General features: G+C 41.6%; 19 protein-coding genes. 6 read left to right on the forward strand and 13 right to left on the reverse strand.

What is annotated here, in order from left to right:
* Nucleotides 1–7: 7 nt before the first annotated feature.
* Nucleotides 8–421 carry a DUF1573 domain-containing protein gene (locus tag U0035_RS03915; protein WP_114792832.1) on the reverse strand — a complete coding sequence of 138 codons (414 nt, stop codon included), beginning with the start codon at nt 419–421 and terminating at the stop codon, nt 8–10.
* 218 nt (nt 422–639) lie between these two features.
* Between U0035_RS03915 and U0035_RS03920 the strand changes: the two genes are divergently transcribed.
* Nucleotides 640–3,030, forward strand: coding sequence for a thiamine pyrophosphate-dependent enzyme (locus U0035_RS03920; protein WP_114792833.1), 2,391 nt, complete (start codon nt 640–642; stop codon nt 3,028–3,030).
* Between the two features lie 77 nt (nt 3,031–3,107).
* Here the strand turns inward: U0035_RS03920 and U0035_RS03925 are convergent, their stop codons facing one another.
* The 8 genes from U0035_RS03925 to U0035_RS03960 form a co-directional block, all read right to left on the reverse strand.
* Complete coding sequence (locus U0035_RS03925; RefSeq protein WP_114792834.1) at nt 3,108–3,494, reverse strand: FtsB family cell division protein; 387 nt, start codon at nt 3,492–3,494, stop codon at nt 3,108–3,110.
* 73 nt (nt 3,495–3,567) lie between these two features.
* The gene (eno, locus tag U0035_RS03930; protein ID WP_114792835.1) at nt 3,568–4,857 is read right to left on the reverse strand and encodes a phosphopyruvate hydratase; all 1,290 of its coding nucleotides are present in this window, start codon (nt 4,855–4,857) and stop codon (nt 3,568–3,570) included.
* 297 nt (nt 4,858–5,154) lie between these two features.
* Nucleotides 5,155–5,793: a carbonic anhydrase gene (locus U0035_RS03935; RefSeq protein ID WP_114792836.1), complete on the reverse strand. Its 639-nt coding sequence runs from the start codon at nt 5,791–5,793 to the stop codon at nt 5,155–5,157.
* A gap of 24 nt (nt 5,794–5,817) precedes the next feature.
* Nucleotides 5,818–7,482, reverse strand: coding sequence for a SulP family inorganic anion transporter (locus U0035_RS03940; RefSeq protein WP_114792861.1), 1,665 nt, complete (start codon nt 7,480–7,482; stop codon nt 5,818–5,820).
* 83 nt (nt 7,483–7,565) lie between these two features.
* On the reverse strand, nt 7,566–7,901 hold the full coding sequence (locus tag U0035_RS03945) for a hypothetical protein (protein ID WP_114792837.1): 336 nt from the start codon (nt 7,899–7,901) through the stop codon (nt 7,566–7,568).
* A 70-nt stretch (nt 7,902–7,971) separates the two neighbouring features.
* Nucleotides 7,972–8,226 (reverse strand): DUF6814 family protein, encoded by a 255-nt coding sequence (locus U0035_RS03950; RefSeq protein WP_114792838.1) that lies wholly within the window; start codon nt 8,224–8,226, stop codon nt 7,972–7,974.
* Between the two features lie 48 nt (nt 8,227–8,274).
* Nucleotides 8,275–9,807, reverse strand: coding sequence for an MFS transporter (locus U0035_RS03955; RefSeq protein WP_170138319.1), 1,533 nt, complete (start codon nt 9,805–9,807; stop codon nt 8,275–8,277).
* Nucleotides 9,808–9,930: 123 nt separating this feature from the next.
* Nucleotides 9,931–10,581 (reverse strand): ABC transporter ATP-binding protein, encoded by a 651-nt coding sequence (locus U0035_RS03960; protein WP_114792863.1) that lies wholly within the window; start codon nt 10,579–10,581, stop codon nt 9,931–9,933.
* 202 nt (nt 10,582–10,783) lie between these two features.
* On the opposite strand from U0035_RS03960, the gene U0035_RS03965 reads away from it, so the two are divergent.
* Nucleotides 10,784–11,005 carry a DUF2795 domain-containing protein gene (locus U0035_RS03965; RefSeq protein WP_114792839.1) on the forward strand — a complete coding sequence of 74 codons (222 nt, stop codon included), beginning with the start codon at nt 10,784–10,786 and terminating at the stop codon, nt 11,003–11,005.
* A 45-nt stretch (nt 11,006–11,050) separates the two neighbouring features.
* Here U0035_RS03965 and U0035_RS03970 read toward each other — a convergent pair whose 3' ends face one another.
* The 3 genes from U0035_RS03970 to rnhA are packed head-to-tail and all read right to left on the reverse strand — an operon-like array spanning nt 11,051 to nt 13,090.
* On the reverse strand, nt 11,051–12,250 hold the full coding sequence (locus U0035_RS03970) for a serine hydrolase domain-containing protein (protein WP_114792840.1): 1,200 nt from the start codon (nt 12,248–12,250) through the stop codon (nt 11,051–11,053).
* Nucleotides 12,251–12,270: 20 nt separating this feature from the next.
* Nucleotides 12,271–12,600 carry an L-rhamnose mutarotase gene (locus U0035_RS03975; protein ID WP_114792841.1) on the reverse strand — a complete coding sequence of 110 codons (330 nt, stop codon included), beginning with the start codon at nt 12,598–12,600 and terminating at the stop codon, nt 12,271–12,273.
* A gap of 25 nt (nt 12,601–12,625) precedes the next feature.
* Entirely contained in the window at nt 12,626–13,090 is a 465-nt protein-coding gene (gene rnhA / locus U0035_RS03980) for a ribonuclease HI (RefSeq protein WP_114792842.1), read from the reverse strand.
* Between the two features lie 104 nt (nt 13,091–13,194).
* Here rnhA and U0035_RS03985 point away from each other — a divergent pair, with 104 nt between their 5' ends.
* Nucleotides 13,195–13,644 carry an Xre family toxin-antitoxin system antitoxin gene (locus U0035_RS03985; RefSeq protein WP_114792843.1) on the forward strand — a complete coding sequence of 150 codons (450 nt, stop codon included), beginning with the start codon at nt 13,195–13,197 and terminating at the stop codon, nt 13,642–13,644.
* Nucleotides 13,644–14,096 (forward strand): RES family NAD+ phosphorylase, encoded by a 453-nt coding sequence (locus U0035_RS03990; RefSeq protein WP_114792844.1) that lies wholly within the window; start codon nt 13,644–13,646, stop codon nt 14,094–14,096. Before U0035_RS03985 ends, U0035_RS03990 begins: the two co-directional genes overlap by 1 nt.
* Before the next feature lie 3 nt (nt 14,097–14,099).
* Here the strand turns inward: U0035_RS03990 and U0035_RS03995 are convergent, their stop codons facing one another.
* Entirely contained in the window at nt 14,100–14,444 is a 345-nt protein-coding gene (locus tag U0035_RS03995; protein ID WP_245957826.1) for an SET domain-containing protein-lysine N-methyltransferase, read from the reverse strand.
* A gap of 216 nt (nt 14,445–14,660) precedes the next feature.
* Between U0035_RS03995 and mgtE the strand changes: the two genes are divergently transcribed.
* Together mgtE and glmS are read left to right on the forward strand one after the other, a co-directional pair.
* Nucleotides 14,661–16,052: a magnesium transporter gene (gene mgtE / locus U0035_RS04000; RefSeq protein ID WP_114792846.1), complete on the forward strand. Its 1,392-nt coding sequence runs from the start codon at nt 14,661–14,663 to the stop codon at nt 16,050–16,052.
* Nucleotides 16,053–16,162: 110 nt separating this feature from the next.
* Nucleotides 16,163–18,001 (forward strand): glutamine--fructose-6-phosphate transaminase (isomerizing), encoded by a 1,839-nt coding sequence (gene glmS, locus U0035_RS04005; RefSeq protein WP_114792847.1) that lies wholly within the window; start codon nt 16,163–16,165, stop codon nt 17,999–18,001.
* Nucleotides 18,002–18,018 lie beyond the last annotated feature (17 nt).

Below are 18,018 nucleotides of genomic sequence, written 5' to 3' on the forward strand. Positions count from 1 at the left end.
AATCTTTTTATTTTTTTGCAACCACTTCGCCCGTGAAGTACACGATTTTAGGCTCGTTGTAACCGGCCAGGTAAATCTCTACATCTTTATTAACAGGTCCAGCGCTGGGCGCAGTATAAGAAACTTTTATTTTTCCTGTTTTACCAGGCATAATGGGCTCAGTTGGCTTCTCGGGCACTGTACAACCACAGCCGGCCATTACATTTTTTACTACCAGCGGCTTTTTAGTTTGATTTACAAACTCCATATAAAAAGTAACAGGGCTGCCCTGTGTAACTTTTCCGATATCATACTTCTCTTTCACCATAGTGATAGCTGCATCGGCCCCTGTTGACGCAGTCTTGACACTGGCCGACTGCGCACCCGCCCAATTAACAGACATTACAAATAGTAAGGAAAGGATCAAACTGATTTTCTTCATACAAAAATTTTCTTAATTACTAATTTGGATTACAAAAGTATTTAAAAAGATGCAATTAGCTATGCTAAAGTTGCATTAAAACATTTTTCAGCGCTTCAATCCTATTATATAACTATAAACTACTTGCTTATGCATATTTTGTACACATAACCACCACACTAAAATGCATATTAATTCGTTATATTGAGATATTAAAGCTTCTCACCTATTTTTGTCGAATGGATATACTTAACTCCGGATTTGCAGAGCAAAACGAAATGCTGTCTTTTGAGAAATTTAAAGACGGAGTTTTGCACGATTACTATATCGCATGTTTAAGCAGGGAAACCAGTTTACTTTCCCGAAAAGAAGTGCTTACAGGAAAGGCCAAGTTTGGAATTTTTGGAGATGGAAAGGAAGTAGCCCAGGTGGCTGCAGCTAAATTTTTTCAGCCTGGCGACTGGAGAAGCGGTTATTACCGCGACCAAACGATGATGTTTGCTATTGGCGAATCGAACCCGAATCAATATTTTGCGCAGTTATATGCTGATCCCGACCCTCAACGTGAGCCGTTTAGTCATGGTCGTCAAATGAACTGCCACTACACCAGCCGTAATACGCTGCCCAATGGCGAATGGGCCAACCTGGTGGAGATCAAGAATACAGGAACAGATATGTCGTCAACGGCGTCTCAAATGCCCCGCGCTGTTGGTTTGGCACTGGCTTCAAAATTATTCAGGGATGTTGATGAGTTAAAGCAATTTAAACACTTATCTGATAATGGTAGTGAGGTTTGCTTTTGTACCATCGGTGATGCATCTACCAGTGAAGGGCATTTTTGGGAAGCGGTAAATGCGGCGGGTGTTTTACAGGTACCATTGGTCATTTTTGTCTGGGATGATGGTTATGGCATTTCAGTACCGAGAGAATATCAGACCACTAAAGGATCTATATCAAAAGCGCTGAAAGGTTTTGAAAAGGAAGAAGGTACGAATGGATTTTATATTGCCGCATTAAAAGGCTGGGACTACATGAGCATGGTAGAAGTATTTAATGAAGGAATCAGCCTGGCCAGGGAAACTCATACCCCCGTCATCTTCCATATTGAAGAGCTGACACAACCCCAGGGACACAGTACATCGGGCAGCCACGAACGTTATAAAACCCGTGACCGGCTGCAGTGGGAAAAAGAAAGAGACTGTCTGGTAAAAATGAAAGCGTGGATATTGGAAAACGCGCTGGCGGATGAAGCCACTTTGCGAAGAATTGAAACAGATGCCAGAAATAATGTAAAAGAGGCTAAGGATAAAGCGTGGAAGGAATACCAGATGCCGTTGAAAGAGCTTACACAAAAAAGCAGCGAGGTAGTAGATGCGCTTATACCCGACAATCCTGAGCACGAGGAAGAACTCAGGAAAATATCTAAAGACCTGCGATCATTACGCGAACCGCTTCGTAAGAATAACCTGCAAAGCGTATATAAAGCATTATTGCTTTGCGGAGATAAATCCACTAATGAGGCGCTGGACTATTATAAAGAACTTCAAAATGACAGCGCGGCTATTTATAATAGTTTATTGTACGACGACGGTCCTAAAAGCGCTTTAAAAGTAGAACCTGTTGCCCCTGTTTACGGTGAGTCGTCCCCCAGCCTTAACGGGTACCAGATCATTAACCGGTATTTTGATAGCGTTTTTGAGAGTAACCCGAAAGTAATTGCTTTTGGAGAAGACCTTGGCCAGATAGGCGATGTAAACCAGGGCTTTGCCGGGTTGCAAAAAAAGTATGGCAATGAAAGGATCTTCGACACCGGGATCAGGGAATTAACGATCATGGGTAAAGGCGTAGGCCTTGCCTTACGCGGACTTCGGCCTATTGCAGAGATACAGTACTTAGATTACCTTGTTTATGGGCTCCAGCCTCTTACTGATGATGTAGCATCTTTATTTTACAGAAGTGGCGGTAAACAAAGCTGCCCTATCATCGTCAGAACCAGGGGACACCGGCTTGAAGGTATCTGGCATAGCGGTTCGCCTATGGGCATGATCATTAATGCCGTACGGGGCATGTTTGTTTGTGTACCGAGGAACTTCGTACAAGCAGCCGGCATGTATAATACGTTACTAAAAAGTAATAGCCCGGCTATTGTTATTGAAAGTCTGAACGGTTATCGTTTAAAAGAAAAGTTGCCTGAAAACCTTAGCGATATTACGATCCCGTTAGGCATTCCGGAGATTCTTAAGGAAGGAACAGATATTACTATAGTAAGTTATGGATCTACGATACGTATTGTACAGCAGGCTATGAAACTGGTGGAACCGCTTGGCGTAAGTTGCGAACTGATAGATGTACAAACGCTATTGCCCTTCGATCTGAATCACATGATTCTCGAATCGTTGAAAAAAACGAATCGCATTTTATTTGTAGATGAAGATGTTCCTGGAGGAGCCGCAGGTTTTATGTTCAATAAAGTAATGGAAGAACAGGGAGGCTACCGATACCTGGACGTAGCACCAAGAACCATTACTGCCAAGGAGCACCGGCCTGCCTATGGAAGTGATGGCGACTATTTCAGCAAACCTAATGCTGAAGAAGTGGCAGCGGCTTTAATTGAAATGATGAAGGAATAATATATTTCCCTGCTTCGATACATTATAAAAGCCAGGCAATTGCCTGGCTTTATCGTTGAGTTTAGTTATCAAACCAATTAGTTCTGAGGAGTTCCAACAGATTTATTCTTGTCTTCTGTCACAAAAATATCCTCGTTTTCCCTTTTCATCAGATACTTCTCCCGTGCGAGTTTTTCAATAATGACCGGGTCATTCTCCAGATCAGTCTTTACTTTTCGTAACTCAGACAGTTCCTGCAAATAGTGCTCCTTACTTTGATTGAGATTTTGCAACTCTTCTCTCCTGCCCATGGTAGTGATGAGATCATTTTTATCCAAAAACAACATCACCCCTAAAAAACCAACTGAAGCAATAAAGTACTTGTTAGTAAGAAAACGCGAAATCCGGTTTAACGCCCGTCTTTTCCTGGGGGCTTTTGGCAAAACCGGTTCCTTTTCTGTTACAAAATCTACAAACTCTTCCATGCAAATATTTGAAGCTTTTGGGGTTCAGGGTCAAAGTTCGTAGTTAAACGCCAAACCTGAGCCTCCAACCAAATTATTTACCAAATTTGATTTTCCCTTTTGGATAGATGGCACTATCACCGAGTAATTCTTCAATTCTGATCAGCTGGTTGTACTTCGCAATCCTGTCGGTACGGCTTGCAGAACCTGTTTTAATTTGCCCACAGTTTAATGCTACCGCTAAATCAGCAATAGTTGTGTCTTCTGTTTCCCCACTACGATGGCTCATGATAGTATTATAACCGTTGTGTTGCGCCAGGGTTACCGCATTAATCGTTTCAGTAATAGTACCAATCTGGTTTACTTTTACCAACAGGCCATTAGCGGTATTTTTATCAATACCTTGTTGCAGACGCTCTACGTTCGTCACAAACAGATCATCGCCTACCAACTGGCATTTGCTGCCGATTGTCTCCGTCAATAATTTCCAACCTTTCCAGTCATCTTCAGCCATACCATCTTCTATGCTCGCGATCGGATATTTTTTAACCCAGCTTTCCCAGTATTTAACCAACTCTTCGCTGGTCATTTCTTTGCCAGAACTTTTATGGAAAACATATTTTTTCTTTTTTGCGTCCCACAGTTCACTGTTAGCAGCATCCATTGCAATAACAATTTGCGAACCTGCTTTGTAACCAGCTGCACCTATTGCATCTAATACGGTTTCAATAGCTTCCTCATTGCTTTGAATATTGGGAGCAAAGCCACCCTCGTCACCCACGTTAGTGCTATATCCTTTTTTCTTTAATACCGATTTTAAGGCGTGGAATATTTCAACACCCCAACGAAGGCCTTCGCTGAAAGTAGTTGCACCCACCGGCATGATCATAAATTCCTGGAAATCGATTTTATTATCAGCATGCGCACCACCATTCAAAATGTTCATCATCGGAATAGGCAATGTTTTTGCGTTGGTACCGCCTATATAACGAAATAGAGGCAGGCCCGCTTCTTCAGCAGCAGCTTTTGCAGCAGCCATACTTACCGCCAACAATGAGTTAGCGCCTAATTTACCTTTGTTAGGTGTACCATCTAATTGAATCATTAACTGGTCAATTCCTGTCTGATCAGCTACATCGTATCCCAATAAAGCAGGAGCAATTACAGTATTTACGTTTTTAACGGCTTTCAAAGTTCCTTTACCCAGGTATTTTTTTTTGTCGCCGTCACGCAACTCAACAGCTTCGTGTATACCGGTGCTGGCTCCACTTGGCACAGCAGCACGCCCTAAAGCGCCTTCGTCTGTAATTACATCCACCTCAATGGTTGGATTACCACGACTGTCTAATATTTGTCTTGCGAAGACTTCTGAAATGTAACTCATGAATTATCTGTTTAAGATGTATTTTATTCAATTTGTGGCGCAATTTAATTAATACTTTGCGTATCTAATACACAAATATTGGAAAAAGTAAATCACAAGTGTGGAAAACCCAGAAAAATTTGCCCCTTATATTGAACGGGTTAACTGCGCCTAATTGTCCGGTAACATTACCAATCCTCCTTACTACAGAAGAGTACAAACACCCGTTTTAAACATCGCCCGCCTGCAAAATCAAAAGGTAGCAACAAAAAAGCACAGCCCGAAGGCTATGCTTTTTAAAATGCGATCTACTTTCAATTAGATATTGTCGTAAACATAAATCGGGTCAATTACGGTTTCACCGGGTTTGATGTTGATGATCTCTTTTAATAAACCATCTTTCAGACCGTATACCCAACCGTGAATTTCCGGTCCCTCCCGTAGTTTCCAGGCCTTTTGGATAATAGAAGTTTTGCACAGCTTTTCAGCCTGCTCTCTTACGTTTAGTTCAACAAGCCGGTCCGCCCTTTCGTTAATGTCTGTAATAGCTTCGAGCTCTCCCCTGTTATGCCTGTACACATCCTTGATCACACGGAGCCACATATTGAGTATCTGGTTAAAATCGTTATTGCCCATTGCAGCTTTAACACCACCACAACCGTAGTGACCGCAAACTATAACATGTTTTACTTTCAGGTGCATTACCGCATACTCTAATACGCTTAGCATATTAACATCGGTATGTACTACCAGGTTGGCTATATTGCGATGCACAAAAATTTCACCAGGGGTTGTGCCGGTAATTTCATTTGCAGGCACCCGGCTGTCGCTACACCCAATCCATAAAAATTCAGGAGTTTGCGTTTCCGCAAGATTTGAAAAAAACGCAGGGTCTACAGACAACTGTTGTGCTGCCCACTCTTTATTTGCCTCTAACAATTCAGTGTACGATTTCATTTTGCTTTCAATCTTTTAGGTTAATTAATTTTTATTCTTAGCATTATTATTATTTCCGTTTCCTTGAATTACCGACTCAATAACTTCTTCGTAATTACGCTGAAGCGATGCATCATCATTATTATTGGCCAGTACTTTATAAGAAAATCCATGATCTACAAATCCGCTTGTATATAAATCTACTTTTATATTTTTCAACGGCGCATGCAGCGTAAAATCTTCTATTGTTTCCACAACATCCCTGTCAATGTAATCGGCTCTTTTGGTGTCTATAATTACATGAGCGTTCTCCGGTACTTCCTCCAGCTTCCGTTTAATAATTGCTTTGTTAAGGAACGACACATCTTTGCGCAGTCTAAACAAAAAGCGGGTATTATCATTCACCACAAAAACGGCTTTTCTGAAATTAGATCTGAAAGAGAAGAACAAACCAACAATTATACCCAATATCACGCCTTTTAACAAATCTGTAGCCAGTATTGCAGTTATGGTGATTATAAAAGGCAAAAATACGTCCCATCCTTTTTTGTAAAAGGCTTTAAAAAGAGAAGGCTTTGCCAGCTTGTAGCCCGTAAAGATTAAGATAGCTGCCAAAGCGGCCTTAGGTATCAGATTTAAAATAGTTGGGATAAACGCTACCAATAACAGCAAGAAGATACCATGAAAAATAGTGGACATTTTTGTTTTTGCACCGGCGTTCACATTGGCAGAAGACCGTACAATTACACTTGTTACAGGTATACCACCAATCAGGCCCGACACAATATTACCAATACCCTGGGCTTTTAGCTCCCTATTAGTTGGTGTCACCCTTTGGTAAGGATCCAGGTCATCAACGGCCTCAATACACAAAAGACTTTCTAAACTGGCTACCAATGCCACCGTCACCGCCAGTGTCCATACCTTGCTATCAGTTATAAAATTCCAGTCGGGCATTGTAAAAAATGACAGGAACTCGTTAGCGGAAGAGGCAACCGGAATAGCCACCAGATGTCCGCCTTCTAATACCGGCAATGCCTGAGTAGAGCTAAAAAGATAATTAATACCTACTCCCAGAAATACAATTAATAACGGAGCGGGAACAAGCCTGATAAAGCCTTTCTTGTTGGCTACCCACGCTTCCCATGCAAAATAAAAGGCCAGGCAAACGCCGCCTATTACTATTGCAGACGTATTTATGTTTGCAAATGCGGTAAAAAAGTTAACAAAAATATTACCCTTTACCGGGGTATTTTCATCTAATTCAAAAGAGGAGTCGTCGCCTAACAAGTGAGGTACCTGGTTTAAAATCAATATTAAACCAATGGCAGCTAACATGCCTTTTATTACACTATTGGGTACATAGTCACCTATTATACCAGCTTTGCAAAATCCTAACACTAATTGTATGACACCGGCTAAAACTACTACTACCAAAAATGCTTCAAAGGAGGCAAGAGAAGTGATGGCCGCGGCAACAATTGCCGTTAAACCGGCTGCCGGCCCACTCACACTTAAATGAGAACGGCTTATCAGCCCTACTACGATGCCGCCGCAAACGCCGGCAATAATACCACTAAACAATGGTGCGTTGGACGCCAGCGCTACGCCTAAACATAAGGGAAGCGCTACGAGAAATACTACAATGGATGAGGGCAAATCACTGCCAAGCGACTTTATATAACCTGTCGATCTGGGTTTGTTTGTCATAAAAAATATTAAATATTGTAAGCCTATCCAGTTTACCGGGTAAACGGACATAGCAATATAAACACAAGAAGAATAACGGGAAGTTAAGCTACTGCGTTGGGAGGGGGACAGTGTTGCTCTCCATGATAAGCTACATAGGTTGCTTCATGGGCGTGGATATAAGCGATGCTTATCTGGTGAGGTGGTAAATGTAGGTCGTGTCGCGTTTCATGAACATATTCTTCACTAATGCTTACGGTGCCCGATGGCGTTTTTTCTTCGGTAGAATTGGAGTATGGGTTCTTATCACAGGCATTCCCCTGAGTAACATTATTTTTAGCGGCTTTTACCGAGCTATAGGTTACCGGTAAACCAATCGTCAGCAGGAATAATAAACCCACTAAAAAAACGGCTGATATGTAACCTGATAACTTACCCATATACACTGGCGAAGATATAAGAAATTCTTATTTGAAATTAGATTGAGATTAAAATCCTGTTAATTAATTATTACTCAAAATTTAAATGATCCGAATCTTCAGGTAAATGCTCATACTCATTTTTAATGGCGTACCAACCGAAGATCATCAACCCTATTGCTATCGGGACAAAGATGGCAATAATAATTACCCATATAACAGGATTATTGATGTCTTTGTTGCCTGAACTGTCAATATTTTTTACAGCGCCCGCGATTAAAAAAAAGGTAACGGCAGGACCAAGTAAAAACCAGATTACGCCTAATATTCTCTTTATTACATTCATAGTATTTGTTTAAAGTATGGAATGATTCTGTTGTATTAAAAAACCCAATCAATCATTCACCTCGTCATCTATTTTATTATTGAGATAGATGGCTCCTATTATAAAGCACAAAGCTGCAACTGCTATGGGATACCACAGGCCAACCAATGGATCGCTGGTAAAAGTAGTTTGCAGCAATACCCCAATAAAAGGTACCAGCCCGCCAAACACTCCGTTACCAATGTGATAGGGCAATGACATGGAGGTATAGCGTATCCTTATCGGAAAGAGTTCTACCAAAAATGCTGCTATTGGCCCGTATACCATCGTTACATATAAAATAAGCAGGAATACCAGTCCTATGAATTTCCAATACAGATCAGCAGGTAATACTTTATCCTTAATAATTGCCTTACCCATCTGAACCTGGTGTGTGGCTCCAATAAGCGTATCTACCCGCTCCTGTTTATATCCTGCACCAGTAGCATACTGCATGCTTTGAACAGTGGTAATCAGCGTATCACCTGTATGGCCAACCGGCGTCCTTTTAACTATATCTACAGTGCCCGAAGTTACGGCCTGTCCCTGCCAGGCTGTTGTATCTGATTTTTCAAGGAGATAGCTAAAAATAGGGCGATACGTTAAAATAGCAATCAGCATACCTAAAAGCATAATCCATTTACGGCCAATTTTATCGCTGAGCCATCCAAAGAAAATAAAGAAGGGCGTTGCAAAAAGGATGGCCCAAAGCATGATGGTACGGCTCTGTTCAAAATCTAACATCGCTTTGGTCTCCAGAAAACTCTGTGCATAAAATTGTCCTGTATACCATACTACCCCCTGCCCCATTACTGCCCCGAAAAGTGCCAGTAATACCATTTTAAAATTGGCTTTATGGCTGAAACTTTCTTTTAGTGGATTTTTGGCTGTTTTTCCCTCTGATTTCAACTTGGAAAACAAGGGAGATTCTTCCATTTTCATTCTTATATAAACCGATACACCTACCAGCAAAATAGAGAACCAGAAAGGATAACGCCAGCCCCCCCATTCAGAATTGAAAGCGGCATCATTCATATTCATCTTCACGAGCATAATAACGCCCAATGCAAGAAAAAGTCCTAATGTGGCCGTAGTTTGGATCCAGCTGGTAAAGTACCCCCGCCGGTTGGCAGGAGCATGCTCCGCCACATATGTTGCCGCACCACCATACTCGCCTCCCAATGCCAAGCCCTGTATCAACCTCAACAAGAGAACCAGCAAAGGAGCTGCTATTCCAATAGTTTTATAACCAGGCACCAGGCCTATTAAAAAAGTAGAGCCTCCCATTAACACCAGTGTTAAAAGGAATGTTGATTTCCTCCCGAAAATATCACCCAGCCTTCCAAATACCAATGCACCAAACGGCCGCACAATAAATCCCGCGGCAAATATGGCCAGTGTGCTCAGTAAAGCCGCAGTAGCATTACCTTCAGGAAAAAACTCTGTCGAAATGGTTTTGGCAAGCATACCAAAAATGTAAAAGTCGTACCATTCTATCATGGTACCTAAGGAAGACGCTGCAATTACCCTCGTTATAACATTTCCTTCTCCTTTGTTGCTCATACAATCGTTATTATGGTTTTATGGGCTTAAAAATATAGATCACCCGCTCCCATCTGGTTCTTATGGCATCCCAAATGGCATTGAATGCTTTAGCCTATAAATATAGGGCAAGTTTGTTTAGTTTCACACTATGAGGCCATCTTTCATTTGCAATACCCTGTCACTAAGGCGGGCAAGATCATCATTATGGGTCACAATCAGGAATGTTTGTGAAAATTTAGTGCGTAAATCAAAAATAAGCTCATGCAATTCCCTGGCATTGGCTGTATCCAAATTGCCGGTAGGCTCATCTGCAAAAACAATAGAGGGTTGATTAATCAACGCCCTTGCCACTGCTACACGCTGCTGCTCTCCTCCGCTTAACTCGCCGGGTTTATTATTCAACCGGTGAGCTACACCCAGTATTTGCAATAGTTCCTTTGCCTGCGCTTCAACCTCTTTTTTTTTCCGGCCGGCAATCCAGGCGGGAATTGATACATTTTCAAGAGCCGAAAATTCAGGTAATAAATGATGAAATTGAAAAACGAAGCCGATATTACTATTTCGAAAGGCGGCTAACTTCTTCGATGTCAGGCTTTCTATCCGGGTGCTATTCATGGTCACTTCGCCACGGTCGGGCTTATCCAGCGTTCCTAAAATATGGAGTAAGGTGCTTTTACCACTGCCCGATGGCCCCACAATCGATACCACTTCTCCTTTTTTTATCTCTACATTTACTCCTTTCAATACCTGTATAGCTCCGTAAGCCTTATGAATATCTTTTCCGTATATCATTAAAGAAGAGTTGTGCTGATAAAAATAATAGTTCCAAATGTAAAAGTTTTGCTTTTGAAATAACGTCAAAAATGTTTAAAAAGGGTTTAAAAAAAGCAATTTGGAAAATTCAGTAATACAGTTACTTTTGCACAAATTTTTTTGAATCAGTTTGCAACCCTTTGTTGCTTATTAACGTTAATTATAGAAAACCGATTATACTATGTTTTGGACACTTGAATTAGCTTCTTACCTTGAGGATGCCCCCTGGCCGGCTACCAAAGACGAGTTGATTGATTATGCAATCCGTAGCGGCGCACCGCTGGAGGTTGTAGAAAACCTGCAGGAACTGGAAGATGAAGGAGATGTTTATGAAACAATTGAAGACATCTGGCCTGATTATCCTACGCAGGAGGATTTTCTCTTCAACGAGGATGAATATTAAACTACTTACAATATAACAGGTAAGCCACTATTTTAGTGGCTTTTTTCATTTGGAGATCCTACCAGCCAGGTTTTCAATAAACCTTTGCGCATAAAAGTCTTTGTGTTTCCAATTGTGTCCCATCCTTACTATAATCAGTTTTTTTCCCGGGTTTACATAAATAAATTGCCCTAACATTCCCTGGGCAAATATTGCCGGCAGGTTATTGTAAGCGCTAAAATAGGTTTTACCATTTCTAACACCCCGCCCCAGATACCAATTCCCCCTTTGTTCGGCAATAAATTGAGTCGCCTGCAGCGAATCTCCGAACCTTTTTATATTTCTACTGCTCCACCAATGGTTTTTATATCCCTGGTAAACCCGCATAGTATCTGCATCCCAAATGGTTTGCACCCAGTCTTTTGATAAAATTTGATTGCCATCCCAGTTCCCATCATTTAAGTAAAGCCGTCCCAGTTTTGCAAAATCCTTTACTGTAGCATTCAGACAACAAAAAGCCCGGGCAGTTCCTTTAGCATCCGTTTGCCAGGTAGCGTCACTCTCCATACCCATAGGCAGCCATAATTTTTGCTGTAAATATCTGGCCAGCTTTTCTCCTGTAGCAGATTCTATGATAGCGCCCAGCAACTGCGTGTTGACACTTTTATAGACGAAGTCTTTTGAGTGGGATGCTATTTTTATCTTCCTTAACCGGCCCATCAGATTCCGCGTAAAACCTAATTGAATGACATCGCTAAAAGGACTGTTATAGGTTTCATCGCTCTTTACCCCTGTTCTCATATCCAGTACGTTTTGTACCGTAACATTTTTCCAGGCCTTATCGCTTTTAGACAGCCAGGGCAGGTATTGCGTTACCGGATCGTTTAAGGATTTAATTTTTCCTTCCTGATGGGCAATTTGTGCCAAAGTGCCTACAAAGGATTTAGCCACCGAAAAAGAAGGGAAAATATCTGACGAGTCAATATCCCCGAAATACTTTTCATATAAAATGCTGTCATTCCTTATCACCACGAACCCATAGGTGAAAGTATGCTGTAAATTGGAATCGAGATAGGATTTAAGAGGGAAGCGGGATCCATCTGTATGATAAAACTGAAATACCTGATCGCTCTTTTGTAAAGTTTCCGCTTTGAATTTCCCCAAATCCTTCAACTCAAATTTTCTAAAACGATAAGCGCTCACCACATAGCAGGAAGAGAAGACAAAAGAAACCAATAATATATATGCAAGTTTCCGCGATTTCATAGGCTACTCTTAACCAAAATTTATAGCTGAAAGATCTTTTTCATCAGCACCCATTTCTCACCAGGCCTGGCAAACGGCAGGGCCTGCTGGTATTTCCACATAAGCGTTTCCCATTCCTGCACCTTACTATTTGCCTCATCTGAAGCTTGCTTTTTCTCAAAGGAAAAATCGTCATTAACCTCCATCATCATAAACAACCGGTTCTCCACCCTGTAGATCTCCATGTTTTCTATTCCTGCGGCCCTGATACTCAATATTATTTCAGGCCATATCTCCTGATGTTGTTGCTCATAAGCTGCTATTAAATCTGCGTCATTTTTCAGATCAACAGTAAGACAATGCTTTTTCATCGTTACTACATTTTTTTAGGATGATTTAACCATTTTCCTGTTCAAAACCAATATCAACCTTCAGATTCTTCCCGTCTGCCGCTGCTGTAGCCAGGGCATCACAACGGTTATTAAATGGATTATCAGCATGCCCGCGTACCCAATGCATCCTGATATTTAAATTTTTCGCCAGCTGGTTGTACTGCAACCACAAATCCTTGTTTTTTTTCCCTCCCTTAAAATCTGTTCGAATCCAGTTACGTAACCAACCTTTTGAAATGGAATTAACAACATATTGACTGTCAGAATAAATCGCAACCGGTATCTGGCTGGTTTTAAGTGCCTTTAACCCTTCTATTACCGCCATCAATTCCATTCTGTTATTAGTTGTACGCTTAAACCCGCCCGAAAGCTCTTTGCCATGCCCTTTGTACATCAGAATAACGCCATAACCACCTGGGCCCGGGTTCCCCCTTGATGCGCCATCTGTATAAATAATTATTTCCTCCACTAAAGCAAATATAAAGCACAGATGCTCAAACCTGTTGGATGGAAATAAAAGAAAGAATCTAAAATACGACAAAAAGCATGTATATTTGTGACAAATGACATGATATGAAAAAGAATATTAAAAAATATATTCCCAATATATCTTCCAGCCAGGTAGAAGAACCTGCGGCTATTTATCATATTACACCCAAATCCAGCCGGGTCGAAACACTGGTTAAAGATTTCACCTATAAAGATTTCAAAAAAATACTCACCAAAGGTCCGTTTACTTTAGGAGAATGGTCTGATATGCTTTTCATGAGTGAGCGAACCTTACATCGTTACGCAAAAGACGACGGCGGGTTTAATGGCCTGCAAATAGAACGTATTTTATTGTTGGAAACTTTAATTGATGTAGGAAACGAAATGTTTGGCCAGGAAGGCTTTAAAAGCTGGTTGCCAACTAAACCTTTCTCATTAAACGGAGAAGTAGTTAAAAGCAAATTAAATACTCACAATGGTATCCAGGAAGTTATTGACACCCTGGGAAGAATGCAACACGGTATATCTGCATAATGATTATTTACAGACTTGTTCGCTCGGAATACCATGACGACCTTTCGGGTTATGGCGCCTTTTTATATGGGGGCCGCTGGAATAATAAAGGCCAGTACGCACTTTATGGAGCCGAGCATATTTCACTTGCCGTTCTGGAGATTGTTGTAAACTATGATAGAACGATCACTTCGCTATTACCCTCCTACCACCTGGTAGAACTTTCGGTGCCTGATGATGAAATTATTGAAATAGACCGTTCGGCCCTGAAAAAAAAATGGAGCGAGGATACGGAGTATACCAGGTATATTGGTGACGAGTTTTTGCAATCCAGATCTGACCTGGTACTAAAGATCCCTTCGGCTGTTATACCCGAAGAAAACAACTATTTGCTCAACCCTGGTCATAAGGATTTCAAAAAGATAATTATAGACAGCAGCAAACACTATGACCTGGATAACCGTTTATTTTAAAGCCTACTTTGCGTCGAACCAAACTGCTTTAGTCGCATCCCAGGAACCGCTATAATTGATAAACAATTCTTCTCCGGCTTTTATTTTTCTTACTGTTTTGATAGTTATGGTATTTTGGTCATAGTCCATTTCATAATCGCAGTTACTCTTGTAGGAATGGTTATAAACAGGTACCCAGCCCAAAGCCATACAACATTGATCGGTGCCATCGCCCCATTCAAAAATATAATCATGTAGCAGGGTTTTATCCAGCAACACCCTTTCGTCGGCAGACATCACCAAAACCGGGGCGATCTCTACAACAGATCCTTTTGAAATATCTTCGGTAGTAAAAACACCTTTTCCCATTTCAGCTGTTTCTGCTATATATAAACAATGCGCTATCAAGTCAATTGATTTTCGAACAAAAATAATTGTTCGATCGCTTTATCGCAAGCGAACCATGTATTGCCTGTTAAAAAAAATACGCAGCCTGCGTAATGCCCGGGCAGTTCTTCTATATTAATTTATCAAAAAATACGTATGAGGAGTTTCCTGCATAATTGAAGTTCGTAAATTTGGCGCATGCAATTGGAAGAAGACGAAATATCCATACCAGCACAATTCGAAAAAATACTGGAGTCAGGCAAGAGAGCAGAAATAAAAGAATTTCTTGACGACCAGAATATCAGCGATGTGGTAGACCTGGTATATGAATTTCCGGAGCATGAGGCGCTCATTATCGCCAACATGTCGGTTCACCGTGCGGTGAATGTCTTCAAATTGCTGGAAGTCCTGGAACAAAAAAGCATTATACAGGAACTGCCGCCCAGTTACACTGCGGCCCTCTTGAATGAGCTGCCGGCAGATGACCGAACCGATTTTCTGGAAGAGCTTCCATCCAATGCAGTAAGAGAGCTCATTAAATTGCTGGATCCTGAAGAAAGACGTGTTACGCTGTCTTTACTGGGCTATCCCGAAAATAGCATTGGCCGTTTGATGAACCCCGACTACGTTTATGTTTATTCCCATAACACGGTGGAGGAGGTTTTTGGTATTATCAGGAAATACGGCAAAAACAGTGAGGCGATCAATGTTATTTATGTAATTAACCAGGCAGGCGAATTACTGGATGATATCCGGATTGGTGAGTTTATATTGAGCTCCCCCAGCACGAAAGTGGCAGAATTAATGGACGAAAGAGTGATTTCACTGAAAGCTTATGACGACCAGGAGTCGGCCAGTGAAATCTTTAAAATGAACAACAGGGTGGCGTTGCCGGTGGTAAGCGAAAGCAATAAACTACTGGGCATTGTTACCATTGATGATATACTTTGGGTAGCCACCGAGGAATATAGTGAGGATATGCAGAAAATGGGAGGAACCCAGGCATTTGAAGAGCCCTATCTTGATATTCCTTTATTAAGACTTTTCAGAAAACGTATTCCCTGGCTGGTGGTCTTATTTCTGGGAGAAATGCTGACGGCTACCGCCATGGCTTTTTTTGAGGACGAAATTGCCCGCGCTGTGGTTTTAGCATTGTTTATCCCGCTAATTATAAGCAGTGGTGGCAATAGCGGATCGCAGGCATCCACGCTGATCATCCAGGCAATGGCTGTTGGTGAAGTGTATATCAGCGACTGGTGGCGGGTGATGCGCCGGGAGATCATTTCCGGAATTTTATTAGGTACTGTTTTAGGTATCATTGGGTTTTTACGCATTTTTGTTTTTCATGTAGTCACCCCTTCTTTATATGGAGAGCATTGGCTTCCCTTGGCTTTCACGCTGGGCCTAACCTTGCTGGGTGTTGTGCTATGGGGCACGTTATCGGGAAGCATGCTGCCGATATTACTAAAAAAGATGGGAGCTGATCCCGCCGTGAGCTCAGCCCCTTTTGTAGCTACCCTCGTGGACGTAACCGGATTAATTATTTACTTTTCGTTTGCTTTCATGCTATTAAAGGGCACATTACTTTAATATATTTCCAAAATTGGCACACATAATGCAGGAATAAGGATCGTTTCTGCGCAACCGGTTGCGCAGAAATTTAAAAACCTTATTTTCGTCCTTCCTAAAAACTTTATACTATGTGTGGCATTGTAGGCTATACGGGCACCAGACAGGCATACCCCGTTATTATTAAAGGACTGAAGAGATTGGAATACCGCGGGTATGACAGCGCGGGTGTGGCTCTTCAGCAAAAAGACGACGTTACCATTTACAAGAAAAAAGGCAAGGTTGCCGATCTGGAAGAAAGCATTGGAACGAGCAATGTGGCAGGAACCACAGGTATCGGTCATACGCGTTGGGCTACTCACGGCGAACCTAATGACAAAAATGCACACCCGCATTATTCGGCCAGTGGCAAAATAGCCATGATACATAATGGCATTATTGAGAACTATGCTCAGTTAAAATCTGAACTTTCTAAAAAGGGATACACTTTTAAAAGCGATACAGACACCGAAGTACTTTTAAATTTCATCGAAGAAATAAAAACCAACAACGATTGTGGTTTGGAAGAAGCTATCCGTATTGCCTTAAAGCGTGTTACGGGAGCTTACGTTATTTTATTAATTGACGATGAAAATCCGGATACCATTATTGCGGCCCGTAAAGGCAGTCCCCTTGTTATTGGTGTGGGTAAAGGAGAACATTTTTTGGGTTCGGATGCCTCCCCCATGCTGGAATATACTAAAGAGGTAGTGTATGTGAATGATTACGAATTGGCTATCGTAAAGCCCGATGAACTTATTTTAAAGAACCTGGGCAACGAAAAGATCACTCCTTATGTGCAAAAACTCGACCTGGAACTGGCTGCAATAGAAAAAGGAGGTTACGATCATTTCATGTTGAAAGAAATTTTTGAGCAGCCTACTACTATTTATGACTGCCTGCGTGGACGCCTGGACGCAGCGGCTGGAACCATCACAATGTCCGGTATACAACAATATGCGGATCAGATCATCAATGCTAACCGAATTGTTATTATTGCCTGCGGCACCAGCTGGCATGCGGGCTTGGTAGCTGAATATATTATTGAAGATTTATGCCGTATCAATGTTGAGGTGGAGTATGCATCTGAATTCAGGTATCGCAATCCTGTAATTAATAAAGGAGATGTTATTATAGCCATTAGCCAGAGTGGAGAAACAGCCGACACTTTGGTAGCTATAGAAAGCGCGAAGGAAAAAGGTGCAATTATATTGGGTGTGGTTAACGTTGTAGGCTCTTCCATTGCCAGGGCTTCGCATGCCGGGGCCTATACCCATGCCGGTCCTGAAATAGGTGTAGCATCAACTAAAGCTTTCACCGCTCAGTTAACAGTGCTAATGATGATTGCCTTAAAAGTAGGCTATATGAAAGGTTCTTTATCGAACGAACGGTATAGAAGATTATTAAATGAACTGGATGCCGTTCCCGAAAAAGCAGCCTGGGTATTAAACCACCACGAGCATATCAAAGCAATAGCTGAAAAGTACAAAGATGCCAGAGACTTTTTATACCTGGGACGTGGCTATAATTTTGCCATTGCTTTGGAGGGTGCGTTGAAACTTAAAGAAATTTCTTATATACATGCCGAAGGATACCCGGCTGCAGAAATGAAGCACGGCCCAATCGCATTAGTTGATGAAAATTTACCCGTGGTATTCGTAGCAACAAAAGATGTTTACCATGAAAAAGTGGTAAGCAATATGCAGGAAATTAAAGCGAGAAAAGGGAAACTTCTGGCCGTTATCACTGAGGGCGATGAATTATCAAAAACCATCTGTGATGATGTGATGATCGTACCTGAAACGGATGAGGTTATTGCACCACTGATTAATGTTATTCCCTTACAGCTGCTTTCTTACTACATAGGTGTGGCAAAGGATTGCAATGTAGACATGCCGCGTAACCTGGCTAAAAGCGTTACTGTAGAATAGCTATCTGCAAACTTTCT

Source organism: Niabella yanshanensis (genome assembly GCF_034424215.1).
GTDB classification, from domain to species: Bacteria; Bacteroidota; Bacteroidia; order Chitinophagales; family Chitinophagaceae; genus Niabella; species Niabella yanshanensis.

What these genes read in the sequence shown, in the direction of transcription:
- eno (WP_114792835.1), bottom strand. Translation starts at nt 4,857, where the DNA reads ATGAGTTACATTTCAGAAGTCTTCGCAAGACAAATATTAGACAGTCGT.
- U0035_RS03920 (WP_114792833.1), top strand. Translation starts at nt 640, where the DNA reads ATGGATATACTTAACTCCGGATTTGCAGAGCAAAACGAAATGCTGTCT.
- U0035_RS03925 (WP_114792834.1), bottom strand. Translation starts at nt 3,494, where the DNA reads ATGGAAGAGTTTGTAGATTTTGTAACAGAAAAGGAACCGGTTTTGCCA.
- U0035_RS03950 (WP_114792838.1), bottom strand. Translation starts at nt 8,226, where the DNA reads ATGAATGTAATAAAGAGAATATTAGGCGTAATCTGGTTTTTACTTGGT.
- U0035_RS03940 (WP_114792861.1), bottom strand. Translation starts at nt 7,482, where the DNA reads ATGACAAACAAACCCAGATCGACAGGTTATATAAAGTCGCTTGGCAGT.
- U0035_RS03955 (WP_170138319.1), bottom strand. Translation starts at nt 9,807, where the DNA reads ATGAGCAACAAAGGAGAAGGAAATGTTATAACGAGGGTAATTGCAGCG.
- mgtE (WP_114792846.1), top strand. Translation starts at nt 14,661, where the DNA reads ATGCAATTGGAAGAAGACGAAATATCCATACCAGCACAATTCGAAAAA.
- U0035_RS03915 (WP_114792832.1), bottom strand. Translation starts at nt 421, where the DNA reads ATGAAGAAAATCAGTTTGATCCTTTCCTTACTATTTGTAATGTCTGTT.
- U0035_RS03965 (WP_114792839.1), top strand. Translation starts at nt 10,784, where the DNA reads ATGTTTTGGACACTTGAATTAGCTTCTTACCTTGAGGATGCCCCCTGG.
- U0035_RS03975 (WP_114792841.1), bottom strand. Translation starts at nt 12,600, where the DNA reads ATGAAAAAGCATTGTCTTACTGTTGATCTGAAAAATGACGCAGATTTA.
- U0035_RS03960 (WP_114792863.1), bottom strand. Translation starts at nt 10,581, where the DNA reads ATGATATACGGAAAAGATATTCATAAGGCTTACGGAGCTATACAGGTA.
- U0035_RS03985 (WP_114792843.1), top strand. Translation starts at nt 13,195, where the DNA reads ATGAAAAAGAATATTAAAAAATATATTCCCAATATATCTTCCAGCCAG.
- glmS (WP_114792847.1), top strand. Translation starts at nt 16,163, where the DNA reads ATGTGTGGCATTGTAGGCTATACGGGCACCAGACAGGCATACCCCGTT.
- U0035_RS03990 (WP_114792844.1), top strand. Translation starts at nt 13,644, where the DNA reads ATGATTATTTACAGACTTGTTCGCTCGGAATACCATGACGACCTTTCG.
- U0035_RS03995 (WP_245957826.1), bottom strand. Translation starts at nt 14,444, where the DNA reads ATGGGAAAAGGTGTTTTTACTACCGAAGATATTTCAAAAGGATCTGTT.
- U0035_RS03970 (WP_114792840.1), bottom strand. Translation starts at nt 12,250, where the DNA reads ATGAAATCGCGGAAACTTGCATATATATTATTGGTTTCTTTTGTCTTC.
- U0035_RS03935 (WP_114792836.1), bottom strand. Translation starts at nt 5,793, where the DNA reads ATGAAATCGTACACTGAATTGTTAGAGGCAAATAAAGAGTGGGCAGCA.
- U0035_RS03945 (WP_114792837.1), bottom strand. Translation starts at nt 7,901, where the DNA reads ATGGGTAAGTTATCAGGTTACATATCAGCCGTTTTTTTAGTGGGTTTA.